12 protein-coding genes are annotated in these 16,499 nt (G+C 40.9%); all 12 read left to right on the forward strand.

The genetic code is table 11. From position 1 onward, the window contains the following. Positions 1–50 precede the first annotated feature (50 nt). The 12 genes from I7X29_RS08890 to I7X29_RS08945 all read left to right on the forward strand — a co-directional run bounded on the left by I7X29_RS08890 (position 51) and on the right by I7X29_RS08945 (position 16,434). Entirely contained in the window at positions 51–815 is a 765-nt protein-coding gene (locus tag I7X29_RS08890; protein ID WP_198466612.1) for a hypothetical protein, read from the forward strand. Positions 816–838: 23 nt separating this feature from the next. After that, positions 839–1,627, forward strand: a complete 789-nt coding sequence (locus I7X29_RS08895) for a TatD family hydrolase (protein ID WP_198466613.1) — start codon at positions 839–841, stop codon at positions 1,625–1,627. Between the two features lie 13 nt (positions 1,628–1,640). Beyond that, on the forward strand, positions 1,641–2,522 hold the full coding sequence (locus tag I7X29_RS08900) for a hypothetical protein (protein WP_198474118.1): 882 nt from the start codon (positions 1,641–1,643) through the stop codon (positions 2,520–2,522). After that, positions 2,495–3,601 carry a beta-ketoacyl synthase N-terminal-like domain-containing protein gene (locus I7X29_RS08905; RefSeq protein WP_198474120.1) on the forward strand — a complete coding sequence of 369 codons (1,107 nt, stop codon included), beginning with the start codon at positions 2,495–2,497 and terminating at the stop codon, positions 3,599–3,601. Before I7X29_RS08900 ends, I7X29_RS08905 begins: the two co-directional genes overlap by 28 nt. A gap of 375 nt (positions 3,602–3,976) precedes the next feature. Beyond that, positions 3,977–4,213 (forward strand): acyl carrier protein, encoded by a 237-nt coding sequence (locus I7X29_RS08910; RefSeq protein WP_002680600.1) that lies wholly within the window; start codon positions 3,977–3,979, stop codon positions 4,211–4,213. A gap of 96 nt (positions 4,214–4,309) precedes the next feature. After that, positions 4,310–5,557, forward strand: coding sequence for a beta-ketoacyl-ACP synthase II (gene fabF, locus I7X29_RS08915; RefSeq protein ID WP_009412422.1), 1,248 nt, complete (start codon positions 4,310–4,312; stop codon positions 5,555–5,557). 7 nt (positions 5,558–5,564) lie between these two features. Then, on the forward strand, positions 5,565–6,323 hold the full coding sequence (gene rnc / locus I7X29_RS08920) for a ribonuclease III (RefSeq protein WP_009412423.1): 759 nt from the start codon (positions 5,565–5,567) through the stop codon (positions 6,321–6,323). Continuing rightward, the gene (locus tag I7X29_RS08925) at positions 6,320–6,811 is read left to right on the forward strand and encodes a metallophosphoesterase family protein (RefSeq protein WP_198466616.1); all 492 of its coding nucleotides are present in this window, start codon (positions 6,320–6,322) and stop codon (positions 6,809–6,811) included. Before rnc ends, I7X29_RS08925 begins: the two co-directional genes overlap by 4 nt. 35 nt (positions 6,812–6,846) lie before the next feature. Next, complete coding sequence (locus I7X29_RS08930; protein WP_198474122.1) at positions 6,847–8,571, forward strand: hypothetical protein; 1,725 nt, start codon at positions 6,847–6,849, stop codon at positions 8,569–8,571. A gap of 75 nt (positions 8,572–8,646) precedes the next feature. After that, the gene (locus I7X29_RS08935; RefSeq protein ID WP_198474124.1) at positions 8,647–11,034 is read left to right on the forward strand and encodes a DUF6493 family protein; all 2,388 of its coding nucleotides are present in this window, start codon (positions 8,647–8,649) and stop codon (positions 11,032–11,034) included. A 13-nt stretch (positions 11,035–11,047) separates the two neighbouring features. After that, positions 11,048–13,711: a DUF6493 family protein gene (locus I7X29_RS08940; RefSeq protein ID WP_198474126.1), complete on the forward strand. Its 2,664-nt coding sequence runs from the start codon at positions 11,048–11,050 to the stop codon at positions 13,709–13,711. 17 nt (positions 13,712–13,728) lie between these two features. Next, a complete protein-coding gene (locus tag I7X29_RS08945) occupies positions 13,729–16,434 on the forward strand; it encodes a DUF6493 family protein (protein ID WP_198474128.1) in 2,706 nt (901 codons plus the stop codon). Positions 16,435–16,499: the final 65 nt, after the last annotated feature.

The raw sequence follows: 16,499 nt of genomic DNA on the forward strand, positions 1-16,499 counted from the left end.
CCTCCCGCTAGTGCGAGCTTGTAGCTCGTGCCCTCTAACCCCTAACAACTATGAAACATTTTTTAATAACCTTGTTACTATGTGCGCCGTCAATATACGCACAAAATCCCTTAAAAGGCGAATGGATAACCAACTCTCTGTTGGGTAAATTCAAAGAAGAAGACAGTAACTTATTTGAACTTACGAAAGACGAAGATGAAATAGCAGGTTTTGCAACGGTATTTAAAAAGAACGACAAAAATCAATATATTTCGTATTACTTTGCCCCTTGTGGCAACGATTGTTTCCCATCTGTATCAGGAACATTTCAGCTTATTGCCCCCTCGTATGTGCGCCTGAATGCCCTAACTTTTGAACAAACTGGTGATTGTAAACACAAAAACGAAAAGTTGCATAACGATACCGCCGATTATTACATATACAAAGTCTCAAATAAGAAAATCTTCTTAGTGAAAAGCGCTTCAAGAAATGAAAAAGAAGATCAAGAAAAGGCTAAGAACTATTTGTTAGTAACCGGTATAAAGGACGATGTAGTGTATAAACAAAAAACAAAAATGAAGGTGGAGGCTAAGGAAATAGGAGCATTACCTGCGCAAGTAGAGAAATACGCTACTGATATACTTCACTTGAAAAAATTCAAGATACTTGTTTACAATTCATTATATAGGACAGCGGCTTGGGTATTTGCGGTAAAAGACCTCACCACAGAAACTATAACCTATGTAATACAAGAAAATTATTATGATGTAAATAGTAAAGAGGTCGCTCGCTTCTTTGACTATACCGAAGCCGAAATGAAAAAGTTCAGACAATAAAAATAACTATCCCCTAACAACTAATGATAGACATAGGCATAAATCTCACTAATAAGCAATTCGCAGGTGAGTACGACAAAATTATAGACCGTGCCATAGAGGCAGAAGTAGATACAATACTTCTTACGGGAACAAGTGTGCGTAGCAGTAATGAGGCTTTAGCGTTAGCCAAAAAATACCCCAAAAGACTTTACGCTACCGCTGGCATTCACCCTCACGACGCCAAAACGATGAACGCCGAGAGCATCAAAAACTTACAAGCGTTGCTCAACCAAAAGTATGTAGTAGCCGTAGGCGAATGTGGCTTAGATTTCGACCGCGATTTCTCACCACGCCCCATACAAGAAGCGTGCTTTCACACACAACTCGCTTTAGCTGAAGAAGTGCATAAACCCTTATTTCTACACGAGCGTGCAGCCTTCGTGCGTTTTACTGCCATACTCGCCGACCACAACCAATTGCCCGAAGGGGTAGTACACTGCTTTACCGGTAGTTTAAAAGAAGCAAAAACTTACTTAGACGCTGGCTATTATATAGGTTTTACAGGGGCTGTGAGTGATAGCAAACGCTTTGCTCATTTAGAAGAAGTTGTCCGTTACGTGCCTTTAGACCGTATGCTCATAGAAACCGATGCTCCTTTTATGTTGCCCAAGAACGTACCCCAAAGTCAGCTGTTACAGTATCAATCGCGTCGCAATGAACCCGCCTTTTTGCCTTATGTGGCTCAAACTATAGCTCAGTTCAAAGGGATACCGTTCGAAACAGTGGCTTCAGCAACTACTCTCAATGCGCAAACCTTATTCAAACTATAAAAACTAACAGCGAATGACCATAGTATTCTTTGCTCACGGAGGTGAAGCTTTTTTAAACGAAGTAACCTTTGCGCTACTTTCTTATTATCAGCATCACCGTATTGATGAAAATAAAATAGTAATATATACTGATAATGTAGCTCATTTTCAGCAATTGCTCCCTCCCCAAATTACCTACATAAGTGTTACCCCTGCACAAATAAAACAATGGCGTGGCACTATCGACTTTGTTCACCGTGTAAAAATAGAAGTGCTACGCGATGCTTTTCAGCGCTTCCCTCAAGAAACATTCTTGTATTTAGATAGCGATGTTTATTTCAAAGAAAACATCTCTTTCTTAGAAACGAAAATCAATAAAGGTACTCCTATAATGAGTTTGAAAGAGGGAATTATCTTCAAAAGCAATCTTAGGCACTTCAAAACATTAGCTTCCTATCTAAAATCACATCAAAACACGATTGCAGTAGTGCCTCCTATCGTTGTAGCTCCTCAACAAGCGATGTACAACGCTGGGATTATAGGTCTCTCACCAAGTGATAACTTTGTGGTAGAAAGGGCTCTAACAGTTACCGATTTTCTTCACCCTTCTATTGATAACCACGTAACCGAACAGTTTGCTTTCACAGTGTTGCTCTCTCAAAAAGGAGCTATTTATGAGGCTGAACCTCATATTCATCACTATTGGTATTTCAAAGAATTTAGAGAGGTTATAACACAATTTCTACAAGAGAACAAAGAAAAGAGTTTTGAAACATTAGTAGCTCTTTCTGCAAACTATAATCCCGAATATATGGGCAGTGAAAAACTCGCTTATAAACAAATGAACTTCTGGCAAAAACTCATACAAAAAATTACTAAAGGTAGAAAATGGAAGATTATATACCCCTCAAAATAGCTATTACGGGAATGAGTACCCTCGCTGCCGAGGCTCTTACTCTTCATAACAACATACCCCAAGGAAAACTTTCTGAGGGCGACCAAATGCTCATCTCAGCACTTCAAGCCTCCAATCCGGCTTACGAACCTTTAGATACTACTGTTCTTTATGCACTACACACCGCTCGTGAAGCAGTAGCACAAGCTAATTGGCACGATTTGCGTTTTGGCATCAATATAGGCTCTTCTCGCGGAGCTACGGCCTTGTTTGAAAAGAATTATTCTCATTTTCTTGCCGAAGGCACTTGCCAAACCTTAGCCTCACCCACCACTACTTTGGGTAATATCAGCACGTGGGTAGCTCAAGATTTAGGCAATCAAGGTTTTGAACTCTCACATTCTATCACTTGCTCTACTGCACTGCACGGCATCGCCAATGCCATTGCGTGGCTGGAAAGTGGTATGGAACAACGCTTTTTAGTGGGGGGTAGTGAGGCGCCGCTTACTCCTTTTACCATTGCTCAAGTAAAAGCCCTCAAAATCTATAGCAGTCTGCCCTTGCCTTATCCTTGTCGCGCAATGGATATGACCAAAAAACAAAGCACAATGGTGCTGGGGGAGGGGGCAGGTTGTTTCTGTTTAGAAAAAGGAGAACACACTAATGCCTTAGCTCATATTGTGGGGATAGGTTTTGCTACCGAAAAGCTCACCCATAGTGTATCCCTCTCCAAAAATGGCGATTGTCTGCAAGCCTCTATGCAACGGGCTTTGGCAAGTGCCGGAAATCCTAAAATAGATGCCATAATTACCCATTGCACGGGTACTATCAAAGGCGATCAAGCTGAACTCAATGCTATAGAAGCGGTTTTTGGCGACAAGAAACCACTGCTCACCAATAATAAATGGCAACACGGACATACTTACGGTGCTAGTGGGGCGCTCAACCTTGCAATGGCTGTCAGAATGTTGCAAAACAACCGTTTTGAGCCAGTACCCTACCTGCCAGCACCCGAATGTATCCCTGATAAACTACAACATATCTTAATCAATGCGGTTGGCTTTGGCGGAAATGGAATAAGTGTAGTCGTGAGTCGTTAGAAAATTTTTCTGTTGAACTTCCCTATGACAGTTCAATATAACATCTCAACACTTTGCCAAAGTTTCACACTTTACCAAAGTTGATTACTCTAATAATCAATCACTTTTAAAGTGTGTTATGTAGGAAAGCCAGCGATAGCTGGGTATGTGCTGCAAACGCCCGTACAACAAAAAACAGGAAAATACCCCGTAATAGCCAAATTTTCCCCTACACCCCATCTTTTAACCTCTATTATATAATTAATTATAAATGAGTAGTTTAAAAATTTTAAATGCAAAAAAACTGCAATATTTATCAGAAAAAGATTGTGTTTCAAAAAAAATGTTATACTTTTGCCGGCAGTAATTATTATTAAATTATAAAAAAAGAAAATTATGTCAGACATTGCATCAAGAGTTAAAGCCATTATCGTTGATAAATTAGGCGTAGACGAAAATGAAGTTACTGCAGAAGCAAGCTTCACTAACGACTTAGGAGCTGATTCATTAGACACTGTTGAATTGATTATGGAATTCGAAAAAGAATTTGATATTCAAATCCCAGATGACCAAGCTGAAAACATTGCAACTGTTGGTCAAGCAGTAAAATATATTGAAGACGCTAAACAATAATTGGCTCATAGGCAGTAGGCTATCAGCATATCACAGTTGGTAGCTTACTGCCTAATTGTTTTTTAAAACCTAAATGCTAAAAACTTAAAAAACTATATGGAGAAAAGACGTGTTGTAGTTACAGGTATAGGGGCTCTTACCCCTATTGGAAATACCGCCCCAGAGTTTTGGGAAGGTCTTGTCGCTGGTAAAAGCGGCGCTGCGCCTATTACCCATTTCGATGCTTCTAAGTTCAAAACTCAGTTTGCTTGTGAAGTTAAAAACTTTAATATCGAGGATTTTATGGACAAAAAAGAAGCCCGTAAACTCGATAAGTTTGCACAATATGCCTTAGTAGCTTCCGATGAAGCAATCAAAGATGCCCACCTCGATGTTGATACACTCGATAAAGACCGCATTGGCGTGATTTGGGGCTCTGGCATAGGTGGTTTGGAAACCTTCCAAAACGAGGTAACCAACTTCAATCAAGGCGATGGAACTCCTCGCTTCAACCCTTTCTTTATCCCTAAAATGATAGCCGATATCGCCGCTGGCGTAATTTCTATACGCTACGGCTTTAGAGGTCCTAACTTTACTACTGTATCAGCTTGTGCTTCAGCTGCTAACGCTATGATTGATGCCCTTAACTACATCCGTTTAGGCTATGCCGATATGATGGTATCAGGAGGCTCCGAAGCAGCTGTAACTATTGCTGGTATTGGTGGTTTCAACGCTTTGCACGCACTTTCTACTTTCAACGAAAATCCAGCCAAAGCCTCTCGTCCATTCGATGCCAATCGCGATGGTTTTGTATTAGGCGAAGGAGCAGGAGCTGTAGTGCTCGAAGAGTACAACCACGCAGTAGCTCGTGGTGCTACTATCTACTGCGAATTAGCAGGTGGAGGTCTTTCGGCCGATGCTTACCACATGACGGCTCCTCACCCAGAAGGATTAGGAGCTAAAAATGTGATGATCAATTGCTTGAAAGATGCAGGAGTATCAACAAACGAAGTCGATGCTATCAATATGCACGGCACTTCTACACCACTGGGTGATGTTGCAGAATCTAAAGCTGTACTCGAAGTTTTTGGCGAACACGCTTATGATATCAATATCAACTCTACCAAGTCGATGACAGGACACTTGCTCGGTGCTGCAGGGGCAATAGAGGCAGTGGCATCTATTCTCGCTATCAAATACGGCATTGTACCACCTACAATCAACTTTGAAACCCCCGATGAAAAAATAGATCAACGCTTGAATTTCACCTTCAACAAAGCACAACACCGCGATGTAAAAGTAGCGATGAGCAACACCTTTGGTTTTGGTGGTCATAATGCGTGTTTATTATTCAAAAAGATATAAACTATAAGTGTTCTACTTAAAGAAAATATTAGCTTTTCCCCGTCTTTTTTCAAAAAAGAAAGACGGGATTTTTTATAATAAAATAAAGAATCTCTTAGGCTTTGCCCCTAAAAACTTGTCCTATTACAGCGAGGCTTTTACACATCCTTCTTACCAATTCCAGAAGGCAACGCGCAAAAGTTATGAGCGATTGGAGTTTTTGGGCGATGCCATACTTGGCGCAGTAATAGCCGATTATATTTTCACCAATGCCCCTGAGCAAGATGAGGGGTACCTCACTAAAATGCGCTCTAAAATTGTAGAACGCCGCAATCTCAACCAGTTGGGTAAAGATATGGGACTCTTAGATTTTTTGCGCACCAAGCTCACCCCAAGGCAATTGGGTAACAATATCACAGGTAATCTCTTCGAGGCGCTCATAGGGGCTATTTATTTAGATAGAGGGTATAAAGCCTGTTTCCGTTTTATAGAACGCGAACTCATCTTGCCGCATATCAATATCAAAAACTTGGAAGGAAAAGTGATTAGTCACAAGAGTTTATTGATAGAATGGTGTCAAAAACACAAGTTAGACTTTGCTTTTGAAGCCGAAGAAGATATAGAAGACCGTTCTGAAATAAAATATTTTGTCGCCAAAGTACACGTACAAGGTTTTTCGGTAACGCGTGCCCGCTCTACTTCTAAGAAAAAAGCCGAAGAAATAGCCGCTAAGCGCGCTTGCTACAAAATTCAAGGCAAACAGCACCATAAATTGGACGTACAATGAAAATTCTCCTCCTATCCGACACCCATTCGTACATAGACGACCGCATCCTGCACTATGCTAATGAAGCCGATGAGATTTGGCATTGTGGTGATTTTGGTAATGTAGCAGTGATCGAAGCCCTTCAAGCAGTGAAACCTTTGCGAGGGGTCTATGGTAATATCGATGGTACCGATGTGCGTCAGTACTTCCCTAAAGTAAATAGATTTTTGTGTGAGGAAGTAGAAGTACTGATGATACATATAGGCGGTTATCCTAATAAATACACTCCCTTGGCCAAACAAGAAATTTTAGCACACCCTCCTAAACTCTTCATTTCGGGGCATTCACATATTCTAAAAGTACAATACGACCCACAATTTCAATTGTTGCATCTCAACCCAGGAGCCGCAGGCATTTATGGCTGGCAAACAGTACGCACTATGCTCCGTTTTGAAATTCAAGGTAAAGAAATTAAGAGCTTAGAAATCATTGAATTAGGTAAGAGATAAAATAAACTCTGATAAATAAAAAACAATATACAACTATGAAAAAGCACTTAACTATAGCATTTTTATTAGCGTTTTTCTCCGTTTTTGCACAGAAAATTACTGTTACAGGTACCTTTAATAAGAATTATAGAACGATAAATCTATCGGAAAATATCAAAAAAGCACTTTTTGTATTAGAAAAAGCAAATATTTATTTACCAGAACGGGGATATTTCTTAGATTTATCACCTGAGGATGCTAAAAAACTAAAAACGGAAACGATTCTCCTTATTCCTTTTAATCAAGAAATAGGAGAGAAGTATGATACTCCTCTCACTTTTGAACTGCTCCCTATTCCTAATCTCCCTGAGGTGTATTACACCAAAAGCTATTGGAAACGCTCTCCTTCTATCATTTCACAAATCAAAAGAAAGAAACCTTTTTACTATGATGAATTTAACAATAGATATGATTTTCAAAATACAGCCTATTGGATAACTGCTATTAATAATCCTCAGAAAACAAAAGTAATTTATCTTTCATCAGGAGATGGTGAATGTGGTGTTAGTGAAGTAGGATTCCAAGAAAATATCGAAAATGTACCACTCTCAACATTAGCCAAAGAAAAATTAGAACATTTAGTATATTTAACCTATGATTTAGGAACTATCCCTAAAAAAGATACTCAAAAGGATTGGCAACGGTGGTTACAACAAATCTATAATTACAAATTTACCCCTATAAAAAATACCGCCCATATAGAACCTTTGAGTAACAATATAGGTTTTGAAGAGGTATATGCTACTTTAGATACTGTAACCCAACATATTTACCTCCTACATGAATACGATATAGATGCGTTAAAGCGTTTCGATACTACTACAGGACTCGTGCAACGTGGTAAAATTTGGAGTGAATCACAACCCAATGCTCGCGACTTTGTAACTGTCTATGCCGAGAGTGATACACTCTACACTCTCAATCGTCATTTGTGTTGGGCTAAATATGTGCCTACTCTTACTGCTAACAACTCACTTTTCTACCGTGAAATTGCTTCATTGGCTCTTCCTTTTGATAAAAATTATAATATTCAACAAAGCTATAGTCATTCACATTACACTTATTTGCTATTACAACAGCAAAATACTTCTGTTTTCAAGTTGTTGTGTCTTCAAACCAAAACTGGTAAACTAATTGGTGAAACTTCTATAAACGCGCTCTTAAACAATCCTAAAAAATTAGAATACAGGCTAATATCGGATACCGATATGCAAAAAGGAGATGCTTTTGCAGTGCTTTTTAAAACAGAACAAGGAGTGTATCACCTGAAGTTTAAACAAACAAAATGTACTGAAAATGTGTATTTAGGTAATGTTTTTAGGTGGGCAACCAACTATTTGCAATGGAACAATCAACAGTATCACGCCGGTAAAGAAGAGGGCAATTTTGTGCTATATAACATAGCCTCTCCTTCGCAAACTATAGTGTTATCCGATAGTGATTACAACACCGATAAATGTTTGTTTACTACTAATAACCAGCATATTGCTGTTTTTTTTGAATTTGACGAAGGTTTTTACCAAGGAGTGAAAATGCAACTCTTCAGTAAACAAACCCTTAAACCTATTGATAAACCAAAAGTACTGTACCAATATTTTCCTGAAGAAGAAGTTATAAGTGCAAATAATATTCGCAATTTTAAAGCTTTTTGGAGTGCAGGCAAGTGGAATGTACTCTTTATGAAGGAAAAAGAGTTGTTTTTTTGTCGTGATAATCAGTAGCTAAATTTAAATCTTCTCATTTTGAAAATAAAATAAAAAATCATATCTTTGTCCCTTAATTGATAAAATCATTTTATGGCAAAGAAAAACACAATCCCCCTTAAATTCGAGGCATTAGACAAAGAACTACAAAACTTATTGTACAGCCGTGACATTTCTGGGCTGATTTCAGTACTCAAAGAGGGGAAAAATCCACTACACTTAGAACAACTCACTCAGTTAGATGTGAAGAGCTGTAAAAATTTAGGTTTCCCTATACTGTGGTCGCTATATGAAAATGATTTTATCACATTTGAGGAGGATTTTTTAATAGAAAAATTCGGAGATGCCTTATATTTATTGAACAAACATAAAGAAATAGAGTCCTTTATTCTTAAAAGACCCCGTATTGCTAAAGAAATAGGTGAAAAACTGCCTTCCTATTTCCTTGAAAAAAGAGATATTTCTGTTACAGAATATGAAAAATTACTTGATTTTGGGGCAAAAGGATTTTTCAAAGGTACCCAAGTGCTACCTAACTTCTTAGAGGCATTGATCAGCCCGCTAAAAACCTATACAGCCAATACCTATTGCCGTCTTATAGAGAGCTGCAAACCCTCTGCGGAAGAACTCCTCCCTTCTCAGTACACCCTCTTTGCCCTGCTCAGTAGTGACAAGACCTCGGTAGTGAACTTTGTGATGAAGCTCATCAAAGAGATAGCCGGCGAAAAGGACTTTGATTTCCAATCTTTTGCCAATAACTTTGCCTTGTGTTTTGCTACCCCAAAAATCGCCAAATCTCAACTCATAGGTTTGGATATCTTAGAAAAGTACTACAAAAAGCAAGCCCCCTCCAATCTCGACTACCGTGAGCAATTAGCGGTACTCTTCACCGTCCCAGATGTGAAGCCCCAAGAAAAAGTCGCCAACCTCCTCACCACCTATTTTAACCACGAAGGTCTCCCCGAAGTCATCGCCCCTTACAGCGATTACCTAAAAGGCAAAGCCCCAAACCTCCTCCAATCCTTACCCTCGCCCAACTCATCAGAGAACTCCAAAAACTCCGAGAACTCCGAAAACTCCCAAACTGCCTGTGCGGCTTGCACTTCCCACACCTCCCATAATTCCCACAGCTCCCACAGCTCCAACCCCCAAAAAATAGCCTGCCCCCTAACCCCTGAAGACCTTCTCTTTCTCCTTGGTGACTGCCTCCGCGAGCGTACGGCTGCTACTATCGACCTTTTCTTTGAGGGCTTTAACCAGTTGCAAGATGACTTCCCTGCTGACTTCAAGGAGCAGTTAGCACCTTACCTCAAGCAGTTAGAGAGACACTGGAATGGCATTGCCTCGGTGCCTATTTTGCGTTGGTTTTTACAGCGTTGGACGGGGGATAAAAAGAAACTAAACAAGGAGGACGAAACATTTTTCCTCACTACATTGCCTTACCTATATCACAAAGCCCAACATCTGCTGGAAAAACTCAAGGAGAAGAATAAACTCCCTTTCCTTTCCACCCCTACACACGCCCCTTTCTATATAGAAGCAGAGGTGCTGATGGATAGGCTCTTACAATACGAGGCTCAAGGTGAAAACCCCGACCTCCACGACTTGGTAGTGGCTTGCAACCGACTGCTCTTTAAGGACGTTTCGGCAGCAGCCAAAGAAAAAGCCCAAAAGCTCAAGGGTGCCTACACCCCTGCTATTCAGTACTATATAGGACTGACAGATAAAGTGCAACCTACTGAGGAACTTTTGCCTCTTTGGACGCAAATCACCCGTATCAAGTACCCCGATAAGGAGTTCGTAGAGTTTACCAATACCTCGGCTAAGGATTTCCCTACTGTGGTAAAGCCCTTTATGATTGATTTCTGGATGAAAACGCGCAACCAAAGTGATGTTACCTTCCATTACCTGAACTTAGAAGACAATTGGAATAACAATTTTGATATGAAGCAGAAGCCTACAAAATATCCTTTCCCGTATTACAACACAGGCAACAGTCGTCGAGGCTGGAGCACGGATATATTGTACCAATGCAGTCTAAACCCACACTATGCTGAGGCGCAAATCCTCCGTTATATAGCCTCTTACGCCAAGGGCAATGAGTCGTACGATATAGAGTATATGCAAACGTCTATGCAAGTGTTGCTCGAGAACCATTTGCCTATCTATCACAGTGGTTGGCTGTTTGTGGCTGCCGCCTTGCTCTTTGAGAAAAAGCCCACCCGCGATATGGCAGCCGCTTATATCTTAGAACATCTGGAGTATGGTACGAATCTCAACCTATTGGCGCAATATATCGGCAAACTCTTAGCCGAGCAATACGCCCCCATCGCCCGCTTTGTGGAGTTTTTGGATATCCCTACCCGTGACCCAAAAATAAAGGCTTTCCAAAAAAGTGTGGTAGGAGCTTACCTCCCTTTAGCTGAAAAATTAGATAAGAAACCTACCAATCACAAGAAATTAGTAGCTTTTATCAATTAGTCACTATTCACTTATGAAAGAAAACTTACTTTCCGCCATTAAGGCACACGATTTTACCGCGATACGTACTATTTGCTTTGGTCTTTTTGAAGAGGAACGCCTAAAGCTAAAGGTGTTTTTCCTTGATACGCCTATCAAGCAAATGTATGATATGCCCAAAAGTTGGGCTAAGAATGTACCTAACGATCGTATAGTAATGGCTTATGCCTTTATGTGTTTGAGTGATCAAAGAGAAGAAATACTCCATTTTGAGCGAAAAAATAATATCAGTCCTTGGTATGCAAAAGGGGTGTTTTACGATTTCCTTTCCACAGCTTTTTATCCAGAGCTTTTAGCGCTTATCCAAGCTCCTCAAGGGGCTTACTTGAAAGAAGAATTGCCCCAAATGTATCGAGAAAATGCAGAATATATCTCTTTTGAGATGCTTTGGGTGCTGTATAAAATGGATTTGATACCTTTTAATGAAAAATTGTTCGTTGAAAACTTTTATCACAAGAATGTTTCCTATCGTGAAGAACCTTTTTTCATCGATTTGTTGTTACAATACCCTGAAATAGCCACTCAAATCCTTGCAGCAGCCCCAAAATATATCTATACTTATCTATATGATACTGAATATATCTTGGCAATGTATCACATTTTGGCTAAGAATAACTATTTCACAAATCGCGATATTGTAAAGCAATACCTCGAGGCTTTGTTAAACCCTTGGAAGAAAAACATCCTCAATGCCTATTGCCGTTGGATAGAAGTAATCAACCCTACTGCCGATGAAGTAATTGAAAACCAATACACTTTCTTTTCCTTACTCAGCTTGGGCAATACAGCCCTCATCAATTTTGCGATGAAGCAACTGCAAAAAGCTACTAATGCTTCTGCTTTTGATTTTCAGTCTTTTGCCGACAACTTTGTCCTATGCTTTGCTACCCAAAAAATCGCCAAATCCCAACTCATAGGGGTAGAAATCTTAGAAAAACACTATAAAAAACAAGCCCCTACCCATCCCGACTACCGCGAACAATTGGCGGTACTCTTCACCGTCCCCGATACCCAACTCCAAGAAAAAGTCGCTAGTCTCCTCACTACTTATTTCAACCACGAAGGTCTCCCCGAAGTTATCGCCCCTTACCGCGATTACCTAAAAGGCAAAGCTCAAGCCCTCCTTGCAACCCTAAGTCCATCAGAAAATTCTGAGAACTCCGAGAACTCCCCAACTGCCTGTACGGCTCGCACCTCCCACAGTTCCCGCACCTCCCAAACTGCCCGTGCGGCTCGCACCCTAACCCCTGAAGACCTCCTCTTCCTCCTCGGCGACTGCCTTCGTGAGCGTACTGCGGAGACTATTGACCTCTTTTTTGAGGGAATTGTGCAGCTGCAAGAGAGCCTTCCGGCTAATTACACTAAAGAGTTGGCTCCTTATCTTAAAAAACTGATGAAAAGTCATTATTTGGATAGTGTTACAACCATAATAAAGGGCTTTTTGTACTGCTATTCACATCAAAAACCTCTTGAAATACCTCCTTATCAATACACTTATGAGGAGAGTAATGCTTTGAGAGAAAAACTTGATGAAGCAGCTTTTGAGGAGTATCTTCTTTGGAATAGGTTGTATAAGCATAAGATTTTTATGCCATTCCTCTTTCACAAGGCACAACTCACCTTGAAATATCTTAATGAAAAAGAGCTGTTGCCATTCCTTTCTACTCCTACACACGAGCCTTTTTATATAGATACCGAAATATTTGTGGATAAACTACTGCAATATGAAGCTGTGAATAAGCAACCAGACCTTCACGACCTTATAGTGGCTTGCAACCGTCTGCTTTTCAAAGAAGTTTCGGCAGCAGCCAAAGAAAAAGCGAGACAACTCAAAGGAGATTATGCTAAAGCTATTCAATATTATTTAGGACTTACCGATGAAATACAACTAACTGAAGAACTTCTCCCTCTTTGGGCGCAAATCACTCGCATCAAACACCCCGATAGAGAATTTCCAGAATTTGAAAACACTTCAGCTAAGGATATTCCCAGTGTAGTAAAGCCTTATTACATAGGTTATGGATGGACAAAATGGAGAGACAGAGATATGTTTACCTTTCATAATTACGATATAGGTTATGATGAGAAAAGCGAAAAAGGCTATTGGATAGAGCACTATCGAAACTCTTTTTCGCCCCTTTACTACAATGCTTGTGGTGGTAGTACACCCCTATCGACAGAGGTGAATTACCTATTGAGTTTGAACCCTCATTACCCTGATGCTATTCTCTGCGGTTATATAGCCAATAATGCTTTTGGGGCAGAAGAAATACGCAATATGCAGCTACCATTAGAAGCTGTTTTGCGTTATGATTTGCGCGTGCGCCATAGCGGTTGGCTGTATATAGGAGCGTGTTTGTTATACGACAAACGTCCGTCGCGAGATTTGGCTTATGAATACATACTTCAAGCCCTTGCAAGAGGTGAGGATTTGCATTATGTAGGACGCTATTTAAGTGATGCGTTGGCTATGCATTTTAGTCCAATCAATCGGTTTGTAGAGTTTTTAGACCGACCTACCCGCGACCCTAAAGTAAAGGCTTTCCAAAGGAAAGTTGTCGCCCTTTATTTAGAAGAAACGAAGAAGCAGGACAAACTCCCTCGCAATCACAAAAAATTAGCAGAATTTAGTCATTAGTCACTTTTCACTTAATTATGAACAAAGAACTTATCTCAGCCCTTAGAACAGAAAACTGGGCAGAAATCCGCCGCATTGCCTTTGCGCTCCCCGAGCAGGAAAAGGCACAAATCAAAAAACAAACCCATGACAAAGATTGGGAAAAACTCTTTGAGAAAAAGCGCCTTGCCTACGAAACTGAGTACCTCATCACCTATCTGATGATGTGTGTATGTCATAGCGTAGAAGAACTGCTAAGTGTAGAAAAACAGCTAAATTTCACGTCTGTAAATGTAAAGAGCTATCATACACGTATTAAGTATCCTCTTTTCTTTTTGAATTCCCAGCACTCCCAAGCCTTTATGGATTTTATCCACACCCCCGAAGGGGCGTATATGATAAAGGGTGTCCAACAGGTTTTTGAGCAATCCCCGCGTAGTTTTTCTATCGAAATACTCTTAGTGCTCTATACAGAGGGGATTATCCCTTTCAATGAGGAGATTTTTGTCAAGAACTTATATGATATTGAGTACAGCCGTACACAAGAAGCCAAAGCGGCTGAGGTACTCCTCCAGTATCCTGAGCTGGCAACGCGCGTGATTCCTCATACGGCTAAGTATATAGATTATACCCTTAGAAGCAACTTGGAATGGCAAAAAGTCTTTACCCTGCTTTGTAAGAAAAACTATTTCCCTGATAAGAGCTTCATAACCAGCTTTATTGAAGTATTGCTCAACCCTTGGAAAAAGAATGTATTAGATATGTACTGCCGTTGGATTCAGGGACTTGCCCCCACCGAGGAGGAGTTGCTCCCAAGCCAGCACACGCTCTTTGCCTTGCTAACCTTGGACAAATCATCGCTTATCAACTTTGCGATGAAGTGCATTGCTCAAATAAGCACCCATCCTGCTTTTGATTTCCAAGCCTTTACCGACAATTTTGCACTTTGCTTTACCGTCCAAAAAATCGCTAAATCGCAACTCATAGGGGTAGAAATCTTAGAAAAATACTATAAAACACACCCCCCTATAAATATAGATTACTGCGAGCAATTGGCGGTACTCTTTACGATACCTGACGTGAAGCTCCAAGAGAAAGTAGCTACTCTCCTCACTACCTATTTTAACCACGAAGGTCTCCCCAAAATCATCGCCCCTTACTGCGATTACCTAAAAGGCAAAGCCCAAGACCTTCTAAGTCCTACCCCCGTTCCCCCTTCCGAAGGGAAGGGGGCAAACCTCAATCAGGATAATAATCTTTCATCTCAATTTGCAGATTGTCCCCCTTCGGGGGTTCGGGGGCTTGAACTTCACACCTCCCAAACTGCCCGCACTCCCCTTTCCTTGGGAGAGGGGTCGAAGGAGAGGATCCTCTTCCTTCTCGGCGACTGCCTCCGTGAGCCTGCAGCTCATACAATAGATGTCTTCTTGGAGGGGCTTATCACCTTGCAAGACAACTTCCCTACCGATTGGGCAAAGTCCCTTTCGCCCTATATCAAACAGCTCACCAAGCGAATAGACAAGAAAATCCCTACCGATATAATCCTCTTGGGAGTTTTGCGTGCGCTGATAGACCGCCGTCCTTTAGCACTTGACCCTAAGTGTCGTTATACGTGGGAAGAACTCTGTAAAAAGCGCGAAAAGCTCTCCGAAAAAGAGTTTGAAGCCTATACGCAGGATTATTACTTAGGCAATGCCCGCCAAGTCCTGCCGTTTCTTTTCCGCAAGGGGCAAATCGTCATTGACTTCATCCTCCAGCACTGCCACTTGCCGTTGCTCTCTACCCCTACGCGCCTGCCTTTTTATATAGAAGCAGAGGTATTGGTGGATAAGCTCTTGCAATACGAAGCGCAAGGTAAAGCCCCCGATATTGACGACCTCATTGTAGCTTGCAACCGATTGCTTTTCACAGAAGTTTCGGCAGCAGCCAAAGAAAAAGCGAGACAACTCAAAGGAGATTATGCTAAAGCCATTCAGTATTATTTAGGTCTTACAGATGAAATACAACTAACCGAAGACCTCCTCCCGCTTTGGACACAAATCACCCGCTTAAAACACCCCGATAGAGAGTTCCCAGAGTTTGCTGCCACTTCAGCTAAGAATATTCTGGGGGTAGTAAAACCTTACCTAATTGGCTATGGATGGCAGGAAGGTGACGGTCATAAAAAATTTACTTTTGGATACCACACCGAGTGGGTAGGGGTAAGTTATACAGACCTAAAGAATGCCTTCCCGTATCGCTATTACAATACCAATGGTGGGAACTCGCCCATCAGTACTATTTTTGAGTATAAGATAAGCCTCAACCCTCACTACCCCGATGCGATGTTGTGTGACTATATCAGCACTTGGGTTACGGGCAACGAAGTGCGTGAAATTCGCAATATGTCACTGCCTTTGGAAGTGCTTTTGCGCTACGACATTAGGGTACGCCATAGCGGTTGGCTCTATATAGGTACGGCTTTGTTGTTTGAGAAACGCCCTTCACGGGATTTGGCGTATGAATATATCTGTCAGGCAATTACTCGCGAGGAAGACCTCAGTTACCTCAAGACCTATCTCGCTCAAGTCCTCGCTTGGGATTTTCTCCCTATCACTCGCTTTATAGAGTTTCTCGATCGTCCTGCTCACGACCCTAAAGTAAAAGCCTTTGGAAAAGAAGTAGTGAGATTGTATTTAGAAGAAGTGAAGAAGCAAGAAAAACTACCGAAGAATCATAAGAAGTTAGTGGAATTTAGCGATTAATCTACATAAACAAATACTAATTTAACGTAGAGACTGTCTAAAAAGTTTCAGAATCGCATTTGTGT

Source organism: Capnocytophaga periodontitidis, assembly GCF_016126015.1.
Classification (GTDB): Bacteria; Bacteroidota; Bacteroidia; order Flavobacteriales; family Flavobacteriaceae; genus Capnocytophaga; species Capnocytophaga periodontitidis.